This window comes from Brevundimonas sp. (genome assembly GCF_041648055.1).
Lineage (GTDB): Bacteria > Pseudomonadota > Alphaproteobacteria > Caulobacterales > Caulobacteraceae > Brevundimonas.
Map to the genome: position 1 here is coordinate 94792 of NZ_JBAZPS010000007.1, position 15769 is coordinate 110560.

General features: G+C 66.7%; 18 protein-coding genes and 1 pseudogene. 6 read left to right on the forward strand and 13 right to left on the reverse strand.

The annotated features are described in order from the left end of the window. Positions 1-9 precede the first annotated feature (9 nt). Entirely contained in the window at positions 10-348 is a 339-nt protein-coding gene (locus WC585_RS13110) for a hypothetical protein (RefSeq protein WP_373258436.1), read from the reverse strand. Positions 349-434: 86 nt separating this feature from the next. Between WC585_RS13110 and WC585_RS13115 the strand changes: the two genes are divergently transcribed. After that, complete coding sequence (locus tag WC585_RS13115) at positions 435-1808, forward strand: DUF6880 family protein (RefSeq protein WP_373258437.1); 1374 nt, start codon at positions 435-437, stop codon at positions 1806-1808. 22 nt (positions 1809-1830) lie between these two features. On the opposite strand, the gene WC585_RS13120 is transcribed toward WC585_RS13115, so the two are convergent. Then, positions 1831-2376 (reverse strand): type 1 glutamine amidotransferase domain-containing protein, encoded by a 546-nt coding sequence (locus WC585_RS13120; protein ID WP_373258438.1) that lies wholly within the window; start codon positions 2374-2376, stop codon positions 1831-1833. Positions 2377-2642: 266 nt separating this feature from the next. Here WC585_RS13120 and WC585_RS13125 point away from each other — a divergent pair, with 266 nt between their 5' ends. Beyond that, positions 2643-3041 carry a BLUF domain-containing protein gene (locus WC585_RS13125; RefSeq protein ID WP_373258440.1) on the forward strand — a complete coding sequence of 133 codons (399 nt, stop codon included), beginning with the start codon at positions 2643-2645 and terminating at the stop codon, positions 3039-3041. A gap of 75 nt (positions 3042-3116) precedes the next feature. On the opposite strand, the gene WC585_RS13130 is transcribed toward WC585_RS13125, so the two are convergent. The 11 genes and pseudogenes from WC585_RS13130 to WC585_RS13180 all read right to left on the reverse strand — a co-directional run bounded on the left by WC585_RS13130 (position 3117) and on the right by WC585_RS13180 (position 11928). After that, positions 3117-3563, reverse strand: coding sequence for a hypothetical protein (locus WC585_RS13130; RefSeq protein ID WP_373258441.1), 447 nt, complete (start codon positions 3561-3563; stop codon positions 3117-3119). 46 nt (positions 3564-3609) lie between these two features. Beyond that, the gene (locus tag WC585_RS13135; protein ID WP_373258443.1) at positions 3610-3969 is read right to left on the reverse strand and encodes a hypothetical protein; all 360 of its coding nucleotides are present in this window, start codon (positions 3967-3969) and stop codon (positions 3610-3612) included. Between the two features lie 175 nt (positions 3970-4144). Beyond that, positions 4145-4426 carry a hypothetical protein gene (locus tag WC585_RS13140; RefSeq protein WP_373258445.1) on the reverse strand — a complete coding sequence of 94 codons (282 nt, stop codon included), beginning with the start codon at positions 4424-4426 and terminating at the stop codon, positions 4145-4147. Between the two features lie 109 nt (positions 4427-4535). Next, positions 4536-4709: pseudogene (locus WC585_RS13145) on the reverse strand (response regulator transcription factor); the annotation flags it as partial. Positions 4710-4985: 276 nt separating this feature from the next. Beyond that, positions 4986-6035, reverse strand: coding sequence for a sensor histidine kinase (locus WC585_RS13150; RefSeq protein ID WP_373258446.1), 1050 nt, complete (start codon positions 6033-6035; stop codon positions 4986-4988). Between the two features lie 190 nt (positions 6036-6225). After that, positions 6226-7527 carry a cation:proton antiporter gene (locus WC585_RS13155; RefSeq protein ID WP_373258447.1) on the reverse strand — a complete coding sequence of 434 codons (1302 nt, stop codon included), beginning with the start codon at positions 7525-7527 and terminating at the stop codon, positions 6226-6228. Between the two features lie 292 nt (positions 7528-7819). Beyond that, positions 7820-8593, reverse strand: coding sequence for an exodeoxyribonuclease III (locus tag WC585_RS13160; protein WP_373258449.1), 774 nt, complete (start codon positions 8591-8593; stop codon positions 7820-7822). 139 nt (positions 8594-8732) lie between these two features. Beyond that, positions 8733-9143 carry a hypothetical protein gene (locus tag WC585_RS13165; RefSeq protein ID WP_373258451.1) on the reverse strand — a complete coding sequence of 137 codons (411 nt, stop codon included), beginning with the start codon at positions 9141-9143 and terminating at the stop codon, positions 8733-8735. Beyond that, the gene (locus WC585_RS13170) at positions 9143-9964 is read right to left on the reverse strand and encodes a TIGR02587 family membrane protein (protein ID WP_373258453.1); all 822 of its coding nucleotides are present in this window, start codon (positions 9962-9964) and stop codon (positions 9143-9145) included. The genes WC585_RS13165 and WC585_RS13170 overlap by 1 nt, the downstream gene beginning before the upstream one ends. Before the next feature lie 180 nt (positions 9965-10144). Next, positions 10145-11320: a zinc-dependent alcohol dehydrogenase gene (locus WC585_RS13175; protein WP_373258455.1), complete on the reverse strand. Its 1176-nt coding sequence runs from the start codon at positions 11318-11320 to the stop codon at positions 10145-10147. Positions 11321-11358: 38 nt separating this feature from the next. Next, positions 11359-11928 (reverse strand): SRPBCC family protein, encoded by a 570-nt coding sequence (locus WC585_RS13180; protein ID WP_373258456.1) that lies wholly within the window; start codon positions 11926-11928, stop codon positions 11359-11361. 150 nt (positions 11929-12078) lie between these two features. Between WC585_RS13180 and WC585_RS13185 the strand changes: the two genes are divergently transcribed. Genes WC585_RS13185 through WC585_RS13200 form a run of 4 tightly spaced genes read left to right on the forward strand, consistent with a single transcriptional unit; the run spans position 12079 to position 15724 of the window. Continuing rightward, a complete protein-coding gene (locus WC585_RS13185) occupies positions 12079-12849 on the forward strand; it encodes an SDR family NAD(P)-dependent oxidoreductase (protein ID WP_373258457.1) in 771 nt (256 codons plus the stop codon). Next, on the forward strand, positions 12836-13465 hold the full coding sequence (locus WC585_RS13190) for an arylesterase (protein WP_373258459.1): 630 nt from the start codon (positions 12836-12838) through the stop codon (positions 13463-13465). Before WC585_RS13185 ends, WC585_RS13190 begins: the two co-directional genes overlap by 14 nt. 58 nt (positions 13466-13523) lie before the next feature. Continuing rightward, positions 13524-15203, forward strand: a complete 1680-nt coding sequence (locus WC585_RS13195) for an FAD/NAD(P)-binding protein (protein WP_373258461.1) — start codon at positions 13524-13526, stop codon at positions 15201-15203. Beyond that, on the forward strand, positions 15200-15724 hold the full coding sequence (locus WC585_RS13200; RefSeq protein WP_373258463.1) for a DUF1543 domain-containing protein: 525 nt from the start codon (positions 15200-15202) through the stop codon (positions 15722-15724). The genes WC585_RS13195 and WC585_RS13200 overlap by 4 nt, the downstream gene beginning before the upstream one ends. Positions 15725-15769 lie beyond the last annotated feature (45 nt).

The window sequence follows — 15769 nt, forward strand, 5'->3', positions numbered from 1 at the left end:
TCCGGGCAGTCAGACCGCTGGACTTTCGAGCCGGGCGAACCAGTCTGCGTAGGGGGTATTGCCCACCAGCCTGCGGTTCAGATCGGGCGAGCCGTCCGTCCACCAGGGCGGGCCGCGTTCGCCCAGTGCAATCTTTGCACCGTTGACCTCGGCCCGGGCGGAGGCAAGGGCAGGGCCACCCTCTGGCAAAGCCTGTTTGACTGCCCGCCGGGCCGTCATGAGACGGTTAACGAGGCGCTTGCGGGTCTCGGGCGGTAGCGACGGGTTGCTGGTGCGCCAGAGCCGCCCGCGAACGACGAAGTAGCGACCGTCGGGCGTTACGGGATAGGGAGGGGGCCGATCGGTCATAAGCTTGCAACTTGCGACGGGCTGATCGGTTCGCTCTGACCTTGAGTCGGTATGCGCTTACACGAGCGACAGGATATTCAAACGGCATGGCGAAGGCCGCCCCGAAACTCCGCAAGACCCTGTCCCAGGCCAATCTGGTCCATCTGGGCACCGAGCGGCTGGCCGGCCTGTTGATGGACGCAGCCTCCGCTGATCCGGCGTTCAAGCGGAGCCTTCGGCTGGAGATTGCGGCCGAGCTTGGCTCGGTGGAACTGGCCGATGCCCTCAACAAGAGGATGGATGAGTTGGCGTCGAGCAGGGCGCGGATATCCTGGCGCAAGCGGCCGGAGCTGTTGCGGGAACTGTCCCGGCTGAGGGTCCTGATTGTGGATCGCCTGGCCGAGGCAAACCCAACCCTTGGGTTCGCGAGCCTGGTGGCATGGGTTGACCTCCTGGAGCCTCTTCAGGACCGGACCAAGGATCCGCGCGGCGAGCTGCCGGCGCTGTTCGCAGCGGGGGCCGATGATGTGGCGCGTGTGGCCGGGGTGCTGGGTCCGGAGGCCGCGGTACCCGTTCTCGTTGATGCCGTCGCGACGCGGGCTTCGGTCTGGGCGGGCGTGATCGGTGCGGCGGCTGTGGATCTGGACCTCGAGATCGCAAGGGGGCTTCTGGCAGGCCTGACCCGCAAGGGTGTGCCGACGTCGGGACGTCTTGCACCGGTCATCCGCCGACTGGCCGACCGGGTGGGCGCGGTCGATCCCTGGCTCGCAAGTTTCGACGATCGCATGCGTCGGGACCCAGCCATCCTGGTTGAGGCGGCCACGCGACTGGCGAGGGCCGGCAGGGCAGCTGAGGCGCGCGAGGCTCTGCAGGCCGCTCTGGAACGCACGCCCCGGAAGGGGATGGGGTGGCGCGCCCCGGAGCCTCCGCCCCAGAGGGACGAGGTCTGGTATTCGGCAGAGATCGCGGTCCTGGACGCCGAGGGTCGCGACGACGAGGCCATGCTCTCGCGCTGGGCCCGGTTCGAACGGCTGCTCACCCCGGAGTCCCTGCGCGACATCCTGGACCGTCTCGAAGATTTCGAGGATGTCGAAGCCACCGACCGCGCCATAGCCTTTGCGACCCAGGCCTTCGACCTCGACCGTGCCCTTGGTTTCCTCATGGCCTGGGGCGCGCTGCGCGAGGCTGCCGGGGCGATCTCCAGTCGTCGAAACGAGCTGGGAGGGCGGGCAGACGCCATACCCCTATGGGCTTCGCGTCTGTCCAGCCGTTACCCGCTGGCTGCCGTGCTCCTGTTGCGCGCCCGCGCCAGGGCGCTGGTGTCCCTGTCCGGCAGCCTTCACGCCGAAGGCGTGCAGGAGGCTCTGGACGAGGCTGAGGCGCTGGCGGCATCGCTGCCCGACGACCTGGAGCCCCACACCCGGTTCGTCGACGCCCTGTCAAAGACCAGGGGGGAGCGCTCCAGGCCCGGGCGGCGATAGGGCTCGGCCTTTGTCCCGACCGTCAGGCTGCGGCATAGGCCTTGATGGCGGCCTCGCAGAAGGCCGGGATGTCATCGGGGTTGCGGGAGGTGACCAGGCCGCCGTCGGTCACTGACGCCTCATCCACCCACTCGGCTCCGGCATTGGTTAGATCCGTCTTCAGTGACGGCCATGAGGTCATGCGCCGACCCTTTACCAGTCCGGCGTCGATGAGCGTCCAGGGACCATGGCAGATCGCCGCGATCGGCTTGCCGACCTCGCCGAAGGCCTTGACGAAGGCGACGGCGGCGTCGTCCAGGCGCAGGGCGTCGGGGCTGATCACACCGCCGGGAAGCAGCAGGCCGTCGTAGTCCTCGACGTCTGCGTCGCCGACCTTGATGTCGACGGGCGTCATGTCGCCCTTGTCGTGGTGGTTGAAGCCCTGGATTTCGCCGGCTTCGAGCGACACGACGACGACCTTGGCACCGGCCGCCTTCAAGGCCTTCACCGGTTTGGTCAGCTCGATCTGCTCGAAGCCGTCGGTGGCGAGAACGGCGATGGTCTTGTTGGTCAGGGTTTGCTCGGTCATCGGTGATCCTCGATTCTGGGGAGGTGGCAGAACATCCGGGGAAGCGGGATTGTTCCTGTGTTTCTCCCAATCCCCGCGGTCGGTCCTTTCAGCCACAGCGAAGCCTTGGGCTCGATGTCTTCGGTGGGCGTCCTGTTTGCCGGCGCGGTATTGTCCAGGGCGAGATCGGATCCAGCGACCACGCGCAATGTTGAGAAGACGACTTAGGAACGCGAGCCAGGCTAGGGATTTGTCGAAAAATCATTGATCTTTTTCAGAGCGTCCGTGTGATCCGCATCGCCTATCGCAGTAAAGCCACCCGCCCCGAACTAGCCGTTGCGGCTCTTGCCGATATCATCGCCGTCTCTGACCAGCTCAACCGGCGGGACGGACTGAGTGGAGGTCTCCTGGTGAGCCGAGGCCGGTTCTTCCAGGTCCTGGAGGGTGAAGCGGTCGATGTGGATCGCGCTCTGAGCCGCATCGGCAAGGACCCCCGTCATAAGGATGTGGACGTCGTGTTTCGCTCGGCAGTGACGCGGCGGCTGTTCAGAGACTGGGCCGTGGTGGCGGCCCAGGTTACCCCGGACGTCGCCCCTGAGATCGATGCGGCTATCGACGCCTGCGACCACGCGCCGGTAATGGCCGTCGAGCGTCTGAGGCTCCTCATCGAGCGCCAGCGCTGCTGACGCTCGGCCGGGTCACGCTAGGGGGGGCTGGGCCGGCGGGGGCAATCCCTTCACTGCAGCCGCGCCTGCGCGGTCTCAGGGTTCCAGTGAACTGATCTTTTTCTGAAAGACCCGACGCCTGAGTACAGCCTCGACGACACCGGCAAACTGGGCGGCGAGGAAGGCAAAATACAGAATGTACAGTCCGCCGATGTAGCCCCGGGGGAAGAGGGTGGCATCCACCAGCTTGCCGAGGTGGGCCAGGAGGCTGAGCGCCGCGATCCCCCAGATCACGATCAGCCAGCGTCGGTCATATCGGAGGACGAGAGCGGTGATCGCCGCCAGGACGGCGGCGTCGACGGCGGCCACGCCCCACTGCGGGGAGATGAAGTCGCTCCAGTTCTGGAGCAGCGGCGAGAGAACAAAGGCGGCCACGGATACAAGGGCAAGAATGCGGACCGGGCGATCGCCCTTCCAGAGGGCCAGGACGGTGACGAGGACGGTGAGCACCGCGCCGATCTGCTGGATGAGGCTGCTGAACATGTTCCGCCACAGTAGGGGTGGGCAGGCCATGTTCAAGCCGTTCAGGTCAGGCTGAGGCCTCGACGAGGTGCAGGGCGGGCATCAGACCGGTCGGTTTGGTGTCTTCGTCCGGCTTGCCGACGCCGGTGCCGTGAAGCGTGGAAGGCTGGACGCCGATCATGGGGGCGGAGGCGGCGAAGGCCGCATGGGCCACCATGGCATGACCCCGGGCCTGGCCGACGGCATCGATCATCCGGGCCAGGGCGCTGACGCCTTCATGACCGAGGACGGCGGAGAGTCCGTGTTCACGGCGTAGCGAGGCGGTCTGGGCGATCAGCAGCCCGGCCCTTTCCATGGCCGCATCTATCGCGGCCTCGGTTTCGAACAGGGAGGTGGCGAGGGTCTGGGCGAGTTCGCGACGGCGCATGGGAATACCTTCCTCCGCCTCGAGGCGGGATGAGAGTCTGGTTGTTTGGGATTTCGGGGGGGGGGAGGGTCGGCCTAGGGGCGGCTGAAGCTGCGGTCGAAGGTCTGGGCGAGATGACCGATCTGCAGGGCGCTGGCGAGCCCGCCGATGATCAGTATGCCCGTCACAACGGCCATCAGCATGGCCTGGACGAGACGTCGGAGCCCGGTGGAGCGGGGCCTCGGGTCAGCCAGTCCCAGTTCTCGGGAGGCAGATCGTTCTCGGGCAGAAGCACGAGCGCTATGCAGATAATCTCGCGCAGCAGATCGAGCCTCGAGAGATAGGGGCTCAGGGAGCGGGTCACGTCGAGAAGGTGATGGACCGACTCCTTCTGGGCCTCGCTCTCGGCCAGGCTGTCGAAGATCGCTTCCAGATCCTCCCACGAGGTCTCCGGCAGGGGTGTGATGGCGTAGGGCACGGGGGCCTCCTCTCGAGGCCCCATCGAGCACGTCCTGGAGGGTTTCGGGCAGGGGGAGCGGCTCCCCTTCGTAATCACTACGAAGTCCGAGCCCCAGCAGGCGGACCGCCTCGCGTCGGGACGTCACCCCAAGCTTGCGGGTCGCGTTCTCGATATGTTTGTCGACGGCACGCGGGCCGATGCCGAGATCCCGGGCGATTTCCTTGGACTGTTTATGGGCCGCGACGCCCGTCAGGCAGGCCCGTTCGCGGGCGGTGAGGTTGTGGACGGCGGTCTCCGTCACGGGTTCGCCCCCCGGGTGATCAGAGATTGGGCAGGGCGGGGACGAGCGCCGTCCGTGCCGGTGGGCACGACCGGGCTGCCGCCAGGAGATGGTCCCAGGGCGGTGTGTCTCTCGCAGGGTTTCGAGGTGGTCTTAGCGAGGGCCATGGCAGACGCAGCCTAGATCGAGGGGGACCCGCGCGTCCAGCGGCTCCGGTTGCGGGCCGGGCGCAGGGTCTTCTGCAGAGCCACACGTCGATGGACAGCGCTGACCGTGGCCAGCCACCGATGCCGAGGTTCAGGCGGGTGAGACTCTGGAGGTCGAAAGGGTGATCGGGGCGTGCGGCCAGCTCAACCGCGCCGCCGTACCAGGATCTGCATCACGCAGGGTCCAGTCGCCGCCGAGCTGGCGGGCCAGGGCGGCGATGATGCGCAGGCCCAGGCTCGTCGGTGCCCCCTTGGCAAGGCCCGACAGCCCCTTTCCGTTGTCGCTGATCTCCAGGGTCCGGCGGGGTCCGTCGTCGTCCAGGCGGATATCGATGTGGCCGGGTCTGTCGGGGAAGGCGTGCTCCAGGGCGTTGTTGACACACTCCAGCATGATCAGGATCACGGGGGTTCCCTCATCGGCCGAGAGCACGGTGCCATTGCCATCGATGGACACGGTCACGTCATCCCGGGCGGCGGCCTGCATGGCGTCGTCGACGACGGATCGTGCCAGGTCCTCGAACGTCGCTGTACGGCCGTCCACTTCCGCGAGACTGCGCTGGATGCTCGCGATGAGCGCCGTGCGCGCCGAGGCGTCCGACAGGGCCTTGCGGGCCCCCGGATCGCTTGTGCTTCGGGCCTCGAGGCTCAGGATGGCACTGACCACCTGGATGTTGTTGGAGACGCGGTGCTGGACCTCCTTCATCAGGATGTCCCGGCTTTGCGCGAGAGCCTCACTGCGCTCCACCTCCACGGCCAGACGCCGGGTCGCTCCGTCCATGCCGACGATGAAGAAGACATCGACCGCGACCACGAAGACGTAGAAGCCCAGGGCCACGGCCGTCGCCACGCCCAGATCGAAACCTGTCGGACCGATCCAGAACCACCAGGCGACCAGGGCCGAGAGTAGCGCCGTCAGGATCGCGGGACGCAGCCCCGCGTAGTAGGCGACCAGCACTACCGCCGGGAAGAAGGTGAGGTAGGGGAAGCCGGGCGGGAACCAGGGCGCAAGGCCATATCGCAGACCGAAGGCCATACCCCAGGCCAGGATGGCCAGCAGATAGCCGCGCCAGACAGGGCTGCGAAAGTAGTCCTTGTGCACGCCTGTTCCCCCAGCCGCATGACGGCCCAGCGGTTCAACCATCGTCGTGGTCGCGACGGTTGTCCAGTTGATCCCTGAGCCGTGAGGCGTCTTTGTTGGCCCCCGACGGGTCACGTTCGCATCAGGCGGCCATGTCCTGCGCACGCCTGCCCGGCAGGACGGATCCTGCAGCGTCCCGGCCGGGGTCTGGGCAAGCCTCGGGTCGCCCGGCGAAGGAATGAGGTGGCCGGCTTCAGGACGAGGCACCCCGGCCGGACGGATGCCCTTCGCCTCCAGTCGGGTCTGCGTCAGCATCGGGATTGCGGCCCTGGCTCCGGTCGAACCAGCGCATCACCGGGGTGACCGTGATGCCGTGCAGCAGGATGGACATCAGGCAGATCAGGCCGACGAGGGCCCAGAGCCGGTCGCCGCCCTCGAAGGGCGCGGCGTTCAGCCCATAGGCGAGATAGTAGAAGGACCCCACGCCGCGGATGCCGAAGAAGGCCAGGATCAGCTTTTCACGCAGGGGACGCTTCAGACCGATGAAGCCGACCATCCCGGCCAGGGGGCGCACGACCAGCACGATCACAACGGCGGCCATCACATCGACAGGGCGCAGCGGAGCCAGCAGGCCGCTGACCAGGGCCCCACCGAACAGGACCAGGACGACCATCATGGCCATGCGCTCGATCTGTTCGATGAAGTCGTGCATCTCGACGTGAAACTGGTGATCACGATCCGCATGCCTGAAGGCGAGCGCGGTGATGAACACCGCCAGGAAGCCGTAGCAGTGCAGCATCTCCGTCACGGAATAGGAGAGGAAGGTGGCCGCCAGGACGATGAACCCGTCGCGCGTCGCCGCCAGTTTGGTGCTGGCGGGAATGGTGAAGGTCAGCCAGCCGAAGACCCAGCCTATGAGCCAGCCTACGGCCAGGCCGGCGCCTATTTCCCAGAGGACGCTGTAGGTCAGCCATTCGACAAGCCAGTCGGTCTTCTGGCCTGCCGCCACGAGCGCCAGGGCAATGGCCAGGTTTACAAACGGGAAGGCCAGGCCATCATTGAGGCCGGCCTCCGACGTCAGGCCGAACCGCACCTCGTCCTCCCGCCCTTCCTGGGGCGCACCGACCTGGATATCGGAAGCCAGTACGGGGTCGGTCGGTGCCAGGGTTCCGGCAAGCAGAATCGCTCCCGCAAGCCCCAGACCCAGAACCGTCCAGCCCAGCACCACGATCGCCACGATCGATAGCATCATGGTGATACCCAGCAGGCGCCAGGTCACGCCCCAGCGCTTCAGGTTGAAGATCCGGTCGATCTTCAGCCCCGCGCCCATCAGGGCGATGATCACCACGAACTCGGTGAGCCGTTCGGTGATGTCCGGATAGGCCTGCGGCAGCGGATCGAACCCCACCTGCGGCAGGCTGAACAGGCCGGCCCCCAGCACCACGCAGATGATCGGCAGCGATAGCGGGGCGCGCCGGAACACCAGCGGCAGCCAGGCGACCAGAGCAATCAGGGCCCCGACCACGAACAGCATGAGGATGTAGGGATCGGGCATTGGGGTGCGCTCTTGAAGCCGTCTCGCTTAATGCGGCAAAACCCATGTGGTTACGAGAGGCAGGGACATTAAACGGACCCTGTGCGCGTATGGGCTGTGTCGGGTTCCGGTTCAGGCCGTTGCTCCGGGATTGACCTGGCCGTCGCGGCGGGCGGGCCTGCCGTCCTTCGTGTGGGTACAGGCAGTGTGCTCGTCCACCGGGCGAAAGTCAGTCCGGTCCTGACCCAGTCCTGACAGAGTCCCGTGGCTGTCGAAGCCGATCCTGACCCTGGCCTTGCTGGTGTGTTAGGGTTTAATCCGTCAGGTCAATCCAGACCGGGGCGTGGTCGCTGGCACCGGCCGGGTCACGGACATGGCGATCGACGCCGGCATCCACGAGCCGGTGCGCTACGGCAGGGCTCAGGAGCAGGTGATCTATGCGCCAGCCTGAATCCCGGTCCCAGGCCTTCCGCAGATACGACCAGAAGGTCCACTGGGGATCGTGCGGATAGCGCTCAGCCAGCGCATCGGACCAGCCCTGGCCGAGAAGATCGGCGAACGACTGCCGGGGTTCAGGCTGCAGCAGGGCGTTCTCGCGCCAGGACGCAGGATTGTAGATGTCCCGGTCGGTGGGGACGATATTGTAGTCCCCGCACAGGACAGCCGGCACGCCCGCCTCCACCAGGCTGCCGGCATGGGCCACCAGCCGGTCGCTCCAGCGCATCTTGTAGTCGAACTTCGGCCCGGGCCGCGGATTGCCATTGGGCAGGTAGAGGCAGCCGACCAGTATGCCGGCGACGGCCGCCTCGATGTACCGGCTTTGCTGGTCCTGCCCCGCTCCGGGGAGGGATCGGCGCGTGACGATCGGCTCGCCAATCCGGGACAGGATCGCCACGCCGTTCCAGCGCGCCTCCCCGAGCCAGACGGACTGATAGCCCAGCGCTGCCAGCGCCGCGTCGGGGAATGTACGCTGCGGGGTCTTGAGCTCCTGCAGGCAGACGATGTCAGGGCCGGTCTCGGTCAGCCAGTCTGTCAGCCGTTCAAGACGACTATTGATCCCGTTGATGTTGAAGGTCGCAATCCGCACGGCCCCTACCGACCAATCCGCGATGGGCTCAGCAGGTGTGTCGGGGCATCAAGGGGCCGGTCGCAGCCTGGGGCTGGAAGGCGGGACGGCCCGGTGGGGCAGGGGGGCGGGAGGCGCGCCAGCCGGGCCGGACAGGCTTTCACGGTTCGATCCAGCTGCGGGTTCGCATGTCCAGCCGTCCCTCGGGATTCTCCGAGAAGCCGAGGATGACCGTGCGTCTGCCGGACGCCGGCAGGTAGTCGACGAGCGCCGAAGCCGTCTCGTCTCCGAGCCGGCCCTCGATTTCGACTTCGGCGGCCGTCTCGCCGCCCAGGTTCCTGGCCTCGATCTCGGCCAGCCACTGACCCTGGGAGGGGCGTGTCCCGATCAGCCGCAGCTGGACGTCCGGGTCCTCGACTTCGGACATGGCGCGCCAGAGGATGACGCCCAGGCATCCCAGAACGAGCACGATGCCCAGACCGCCCATGGCCCAGGCGAGCCAGGGAGGATCGGGTGCCTTGCTTGTGCTGGTCGGTTTCGAGGCAGGGGGTCTGGAAGGCTTTCGGGTCATCAGATCAGCAGACGTGCAGAGGCGGCACCAATGGCACCAGGAAAGCCCAGGACGATCAGGGCGTCGACCGTGGCAGGGAGGCTATGCCCGTCAAGCGCGCCAAAGACCCACAGGACGAAGGCACAGGTCAGCAGAACCAGTCCGTACCCTGCTAGGGTGAAGTGGATGAAGGCGGACACGGGATGGCCCTGTTCCTCCTGGCCTGCGAAGCCCGCCATATAGACGATCGCATGCATCAGCCCCAGGGACAGGACCATGAGCGCGATCGCCTGCCATGGCCCCATCATATAGCTGATCAGCCGGGCCTCCTCGGTGGGCGCGATGTTGAGGGCCAGGAAGAGCGCACCGGCCACCATCAGGAAGAGCTCGCCGGGATAACGCGCCTCACCTTCCTCCTCGCTGGTGCGATCGGTCCCGAACTGGCGGCGTGCGAGAAGGGCTCCCATGGCTGCGGGGACGACCTGCAGGGCGACCTGACCCGCCGTGACGCCCGGGGAGGCGACGTCCTGAAACACGCCGAGAAGCGCCAGCAGGATGCAGACGCTGACAAAGCCGACCGCCAGGGCGGCGAAGACCTCGAGAGCCGCCAGGCTGACGCTGCGGGCAGGTGTGAAACCGGCGAAATGGGCCAGTCCGAACAGCAGGGGAAGGGAGGTCAGCAGGAAGATGGCCAACCGCGTCCCGTCGAGCGTGAGACCATAGTTCCACATCTCCATGGTCATCAGCAGCGGCAGGCCGAACAGCAGGGCCCCGCCGAAGGCCCGGCCCAGGTCACGGGCGTAGGCGAGACTGGCCCGGTCCTGCAGCAGCGCTTGTGTCATGTCACCCGAACGCGTCCTGATCCAGGTGGCTCCCTCAAACGTTGCCGACAGCGAGGGTTTCGTCCTGCCATCCTTCAATCGGGGCTGGCGGCGCTTCGCCGAACCTCGGAGAGGCGTTGACGGGCCCTTGCCATGCCTCGGTCCACCCGCGCGCGACAGAAGCCCGGTGCAGCGTCCCCGTCAGTGCGGCAGCAGCACCACCTTTGTCCATTCGTTCTGGTTTTCCTTGAAGTTCCTGTAGCCCTCGGCGGCCTGCTCAAGCGGCAGGCGATGGCTGATCAGGTCCGTGGTGTCGATCCGGCCTTCCAGGATCATCTGCAGCAGCTGGGGCAGGTAGTTCTGGACGTGGGTCTGGCCGGTCTTGAGCGTCAGCCCCTTTTCCATGAAGGCTCCGACCGGCCATTTGTCCGCCATGCCGCCGTAGACGCCCGGCACAGACACCGTGCCGCCCTTCCGGACGGCCATGATGGTCTCTCGAAGGACGTGAGTCCGGTCCGTCCCCAGTCGGGTGGTGGTCTTGATGGCGTCGATGATATTGTCGGGAGAGAACCCATGGCTTTCCATGCCGACGGCGTCGATGCAGCTGTCGGGGCCTATGCCCGCCGTCATCTCGGCCAGGGCCTCGCGCACCTTGACCTCATGGTAGTTGAGGACCTCGGCACCGTTGGCCCTGGCCAGTTCGAGGCGACGCGGATGGTGGTCGATGGCGATGACCCGTCCCGCGCCCTGTAGAATGGCGCTCTTGATCGCGAACAGTCCCACAGGTCCGCAGCCCCAGACGGCGACCGTATCACCCGGCTGGATCTGGCAGTTCTCCGCCGCCATCCATCCGGTCGGAAAGATGTCGGAGAGGAAGAGGACGCGTTCGTCCTCGATCCCGTCCGGAATCTTGATCGGCCCATAGTCTGAATAGGGGACGCGGGCGTATTCAGCCTGCCCTCCGGCATAACCACCCGTCAGGTGGGAATAGCCAAAGGCTCCTGTCATGGCATAGCCATAGGCGATCTCGGAGGCGTCGGCCTTCTCAGCCGGATTGGAGTTGTCGCAGGCCGCCGGCATCCTGTGCTCGCAGAAGAAGCACTGGCCGCAGGCGATCACGAAGGGCACCACCACCCGGTCGCCGACCTTCAGTGTCGTATTCTCTTTCCCGACCTCCTCGACGATGCCCATGAACTCATGGCCGAGGATGTCCCCGTTGGACATGCCGGGAATATAGCTGTCGTAGAGGTGAAGGTCCGAGCCGCAGATGGCGGTCGCGGTGATCTTGATGATGGCATCCCGGGGATTGACGATCTGGGGATCGGGGACAGTGTCCACCTTGACGTTGTGCTTGCCGTGCCAGGTCAGTGCGCGCATGGCGGGATCCTTGTTATGCGATAGGCTGAGAGTGAAAGTCAGAGGTGGCGGGGACCGCGGGGTGCCGCATCCGGGGCCCTGGAGGTCGAGACCTCACCGGTCTCCATCAGCTGTTTGAACCGTCGCAGCTCGCGCCGCGCCTGGACCCGCGGTTCACGCTGAAGGACCTTGGCCACCACCTTGCCGACCACGCCGGCGGGCGGGTCGTAGCTGATGAAGAGCCGCACTTCCGTGCCGCGTCTGAAGGCATTGTCCTTGAAGCTGACCCAGCCCTCATGGTCGATGTCCGTCCCAACGGCCGAAGTCCAGGCGATACGCTCGCCGGGTATGTCCTCGGTGATCAGACTGTCGAGCTCGATGTCCTTCCCGGCCGGTCCGGCGATCACCCACGTCGAGCGGGTGTCGTCGATCACGCGGACCGACTTCACATTCTCCATGAAACGCGGCAGGCGCTCGAGGTCGCGCCAGGCCGCATAGAGCTCGTCCCGCGGACGGTTGATCATGGCGGCCCGCAGGCTCGGGGACGCATGGTCCCCCTCGATCCGGTCGTGGTCGAGGAAGGCGGTGGAGCCGACGTCGGCATCCGTGGATTGGGGCCCTTGGGACATGGGTCCTCCGTGTGTCGGACTGTTCCAATCCCTGCCTCGAGCCCCGGTTCCAGCGGGACAATATGGAACTGTCGAGAGGCTGAACCGGTTCGGCAGGGCTTACGTCTTGAGGAGAATTCTGTGTCGGATAATGGACCTAACGCGAACGGGTTGGGGAAACTGGCCGTTGTGACGGGGGCCTCCTCCGGCATCGGCCTGGAGCTCGCACGACTGTTTGCCGGAGACGGCCATGACCTGATGCTCTGTGCGGACAGGTCCCTGGGTGACGCGCGTACGATGCTGGAGGCCACCGGCGTGCAGGTCGACACGCTGGAGGTGGACCTGGCGACCGAGGCGGGTGTCCTCGCACTTTACGACCGCCTTGGAGGTCGTCCGGTCGATGCCCTGGCCGCCAATGCCGGCCATGGCCTGGGCGAGGGCTTTCTGGACCAGGCCTTTGAGGACATCGCCCACGTGATCGGGACCAATGTCACCGGAACAACGAAGCTTCTCCATCTCGTTGGCCGGGACATGCGTGCACGCGGCAGCGGCCGCATCCTGCTGACGGGCTCGATCGCCGGACTGATGCCGGGCAGCTTCCAGGCCGTCTACAACGCCTCCAAGGCCTATGTGGACAGCCTGTCCTTCGCCCTGCGCAACGAGCTGAAGGACACGGGCGTCAGCGTGACCGTCCTGATGCCGGGTCCGACCGAAACGGATTTCTTCGAGCGGGCGGGGATGCAGGATACGGTCGTCGGCAAGGCCGCCAAGATGCAGGCCGACAAGGTTGCCGAGATCGGCTACCGCGCCATGCTGCGCGGTCAGGGCGATGTCGTGGCCGGCATGATGAACAAGGTCCAGGCGGCTACGGCGGCTGTGCTGCCCCAGACCGCCCTGGCCGAAATGCATCGCAAACAGGCGGAGCCGGGTGGCGGTGCCTGAGGCCGAAGCGGCTGATTCCGAGGCTGAACGGAATCCCGATCGGCCGGTCGTGACGCTTTTGGGGGATTCCATCAGCGCCGGCTTCGGCCTGCCCGCAGCGTCCGCACTGCCGGTAAAGCTGCAGGCAGGGATCAGCACCCTTGGTCTGCGCGTGCGGGTGGTCGGCGCGGGCGTCTCCGGCGATACGACGGCGGACGGACTGCGCCGGCTGGCCCGTGACGTACCGGCCGAGACCCGGCTGTGTGTGGTGGCGCTCGGAGCCAATGATCTGATGCAGATGGTGCATCCTGCGGACATGGCCCGGACGCTGGACGAGATCATCGCGCGACTGAAGGCCCGCAATATCGACACCCTGTTGTGCGGCATGCGAGCCCCGCCGTGGGCTGGAGCCTTTGGCCAGGCCTTCGAGGCCGTGTTCGGCCAGGTCGCCCAGCGGCATGGCGTTGCCTTCTACCCCTTCCTGCTGGAAGGCATGGCGCTGGATCCGGCCTTCACCCTGCCGGACCGACTGCACCCCAATGCGGCCGGAATCGACGTCATCGCGCGGGGTCTCGCGCCGGTGGTGGTCGCGGCCCTGCGGGACCCAGCGAGACCCACGAGCGGAATTCCGTCCTGATGCCGCTGAATCGTGGCCGCTTCATGCGACCATTCCGGCAGGTCCGCATTCTGCCGTCATGAGATCCACCATAGCCTTTGTCGGTGCGGGGCCGACGACCCTCTACACGCTGGCCGCCTTCCTGGAGACGGGCGGCCGGGACGTCGACATAACCGTGTTCGAATCCGAGCCCATCGCCGGTCCTGGCTCGCCCTATCGGTCCGGCTGGAACGATCCCGTGCTGCTCGCCAACATCGCGAGTATCGAGATCCCGCCCGTGACCGAAACCCTGTCGGCCTGGCTGCGCCGGCAGGACGTCGAGACCCTGGTGACCTTCGGCCTGCGGGCCGACACCATCGACGACCGGGGCATCTATCCGCGCGTGGTCCTGGGCCGGTTCCTTGCGGACCAGCTTGTCGCCCTCGTCGGGAAGGCGGCAGGGCAGGGCGTCGGCATCACGGTGCGATCGCGCTGCCGGGTCGCGGATGTCAGCGCCGACCCCGCCGGGATGCGGCTCTCCATCGTCGATGACGGCCGGCCGGCGGTCGATCTCGTCTTCGACCAGGTCGTGCTGGCCACGGGACACCAGTGGCCCGCCGGCATCAGGCCGCGCGACGGCTATCATCTCACCCCCTGGCCATCCTCGACCCTGGCCCGCATCCCGGCGGTCCCGGTCGGCATCCTGGGATCATCGCTGACGGCCATAGACGCGGCCGTCGCCCTGGCGATGGCGCACGGGGACTTCATCGAGCCGGACGCCTCGGGCGATGACGGGGGGATGCAGTACCGGGTGCGGCCCGGGTCCGAGGGCCTGAGCCTGACCATGATGTCACGACGCGGGCTTCTTCCCGAGGCGGACGTCTTCTCCCCCCTGCCGCCAGAGCCCCCGGTCGTAATGACCCCGGAGGCCCTGGCGGAGGTGGCCGCTGGCCCAGTGGAAGGTCGGCTGGACCGCGCCTTTGCCCTCTTCAGGCGCGAGATGGCCCTGAGCGATCCGGAGTATACCCGGGAGGTCGGGCTGGAGACGGCGACCCCGGAGACGTTCGCTGCCGCCTATTTCGCGCGCCGGGCCGATGTCGATCCGTTCGACTGGGCGGCCGAAAACCTTGCCGAAGCGCGCCGGAACATGGCGGCGGGAATTACCATCGGCTGGCGCTATGCCCTGCTGCGGCTGCACGAGGTCTTTGCCCTGATCGTCCCCCACCTGGACGCTGCCCAGTTTGACCGGTTCAACCGGTCGCTCAAGCCGGTCTTCGTGGACAGCTACGGAGCCGTGCCCCATCGCTCCATCTCGCGCCTCCTTGCCCTGCACCGGGCCGGACGTCTTCAGGTGAAAGCCCTGGGCGAGACCTACACCATCGATCGGGAGACACCGCTGTCCGGAGCGATCGTCCAGACCGGCGGGGAAAGGCTGCACTACCCGGTCTTCGTCGAGGCAACCGGACAGCGGGCGCTCTCCGGCCTGCAGTTTCCCTTCCTGTCGCTGCTGTCCCAGGGCCTGATCCGCGACGAGGTCGAGGAAGGTTCGGGCGACAGCGTGCGCGGGATCGCGATCGACGACACCTTCCGGCCGGTGTCGGACCATCCCGCCGCGCACAGGCTCTTCTGCCTCGGTCTGCCCTTCATCATGGGCCGGCATCCCTTCATCCAGGGCATCACCAGCTCCTACAGGATGGGGCAGGTGGTCGGTCGCGAACTCGTTCTGGCGTCGCAGCAGCCCCTCAATCCCGTCACCCGCCACACACCGGAGCCCGCATGACCCCCAAACTCTTCGCGATCTACGTCGGGGGTGAGCATCCGCGCGCCAATATCGAGGTGCATGACATACGCTTCGTCGTCGCCCCGACGATCGAAGCCACCCATGACAGTCTGAGGACGCAGTGGTGGGGACGGCCGGGCAGCCTGCATATCGACGGCTGGGCCGAGATCGACCAGGCGGATGGCTATCGGATCAGCCTTCGACCGGAGCCGTTCGAGGGTCCGGCCCGGCTCTACTATGTGAACCTGGGTGGCTATGACGACGAGGATTTCGTCGAGCGGCATCGCAATGTCTTCGTGGTCGCCGACACCCTGGCTGGAGCCAAGTCGAGGGCCCTGAAACGCGCCCGCGGCTGGACGGCCCCCCACCGGGACGATCTTTACGAAGCCGAACAGGCCTTTGCCCTCGATGAGGCAGCGGGCGAGGCGCGCCTGCACATCCACCTCGAACCGGACATCGGGGCGACTGATCCCGCCTTCAGCTGCGCCTATACGCCAATCCGCGCGCGTACCCGCCTCTAGGCGCAGAGAAAGCGGGGCCGGCGATGTCAGGCCCTGGCTGGCCAG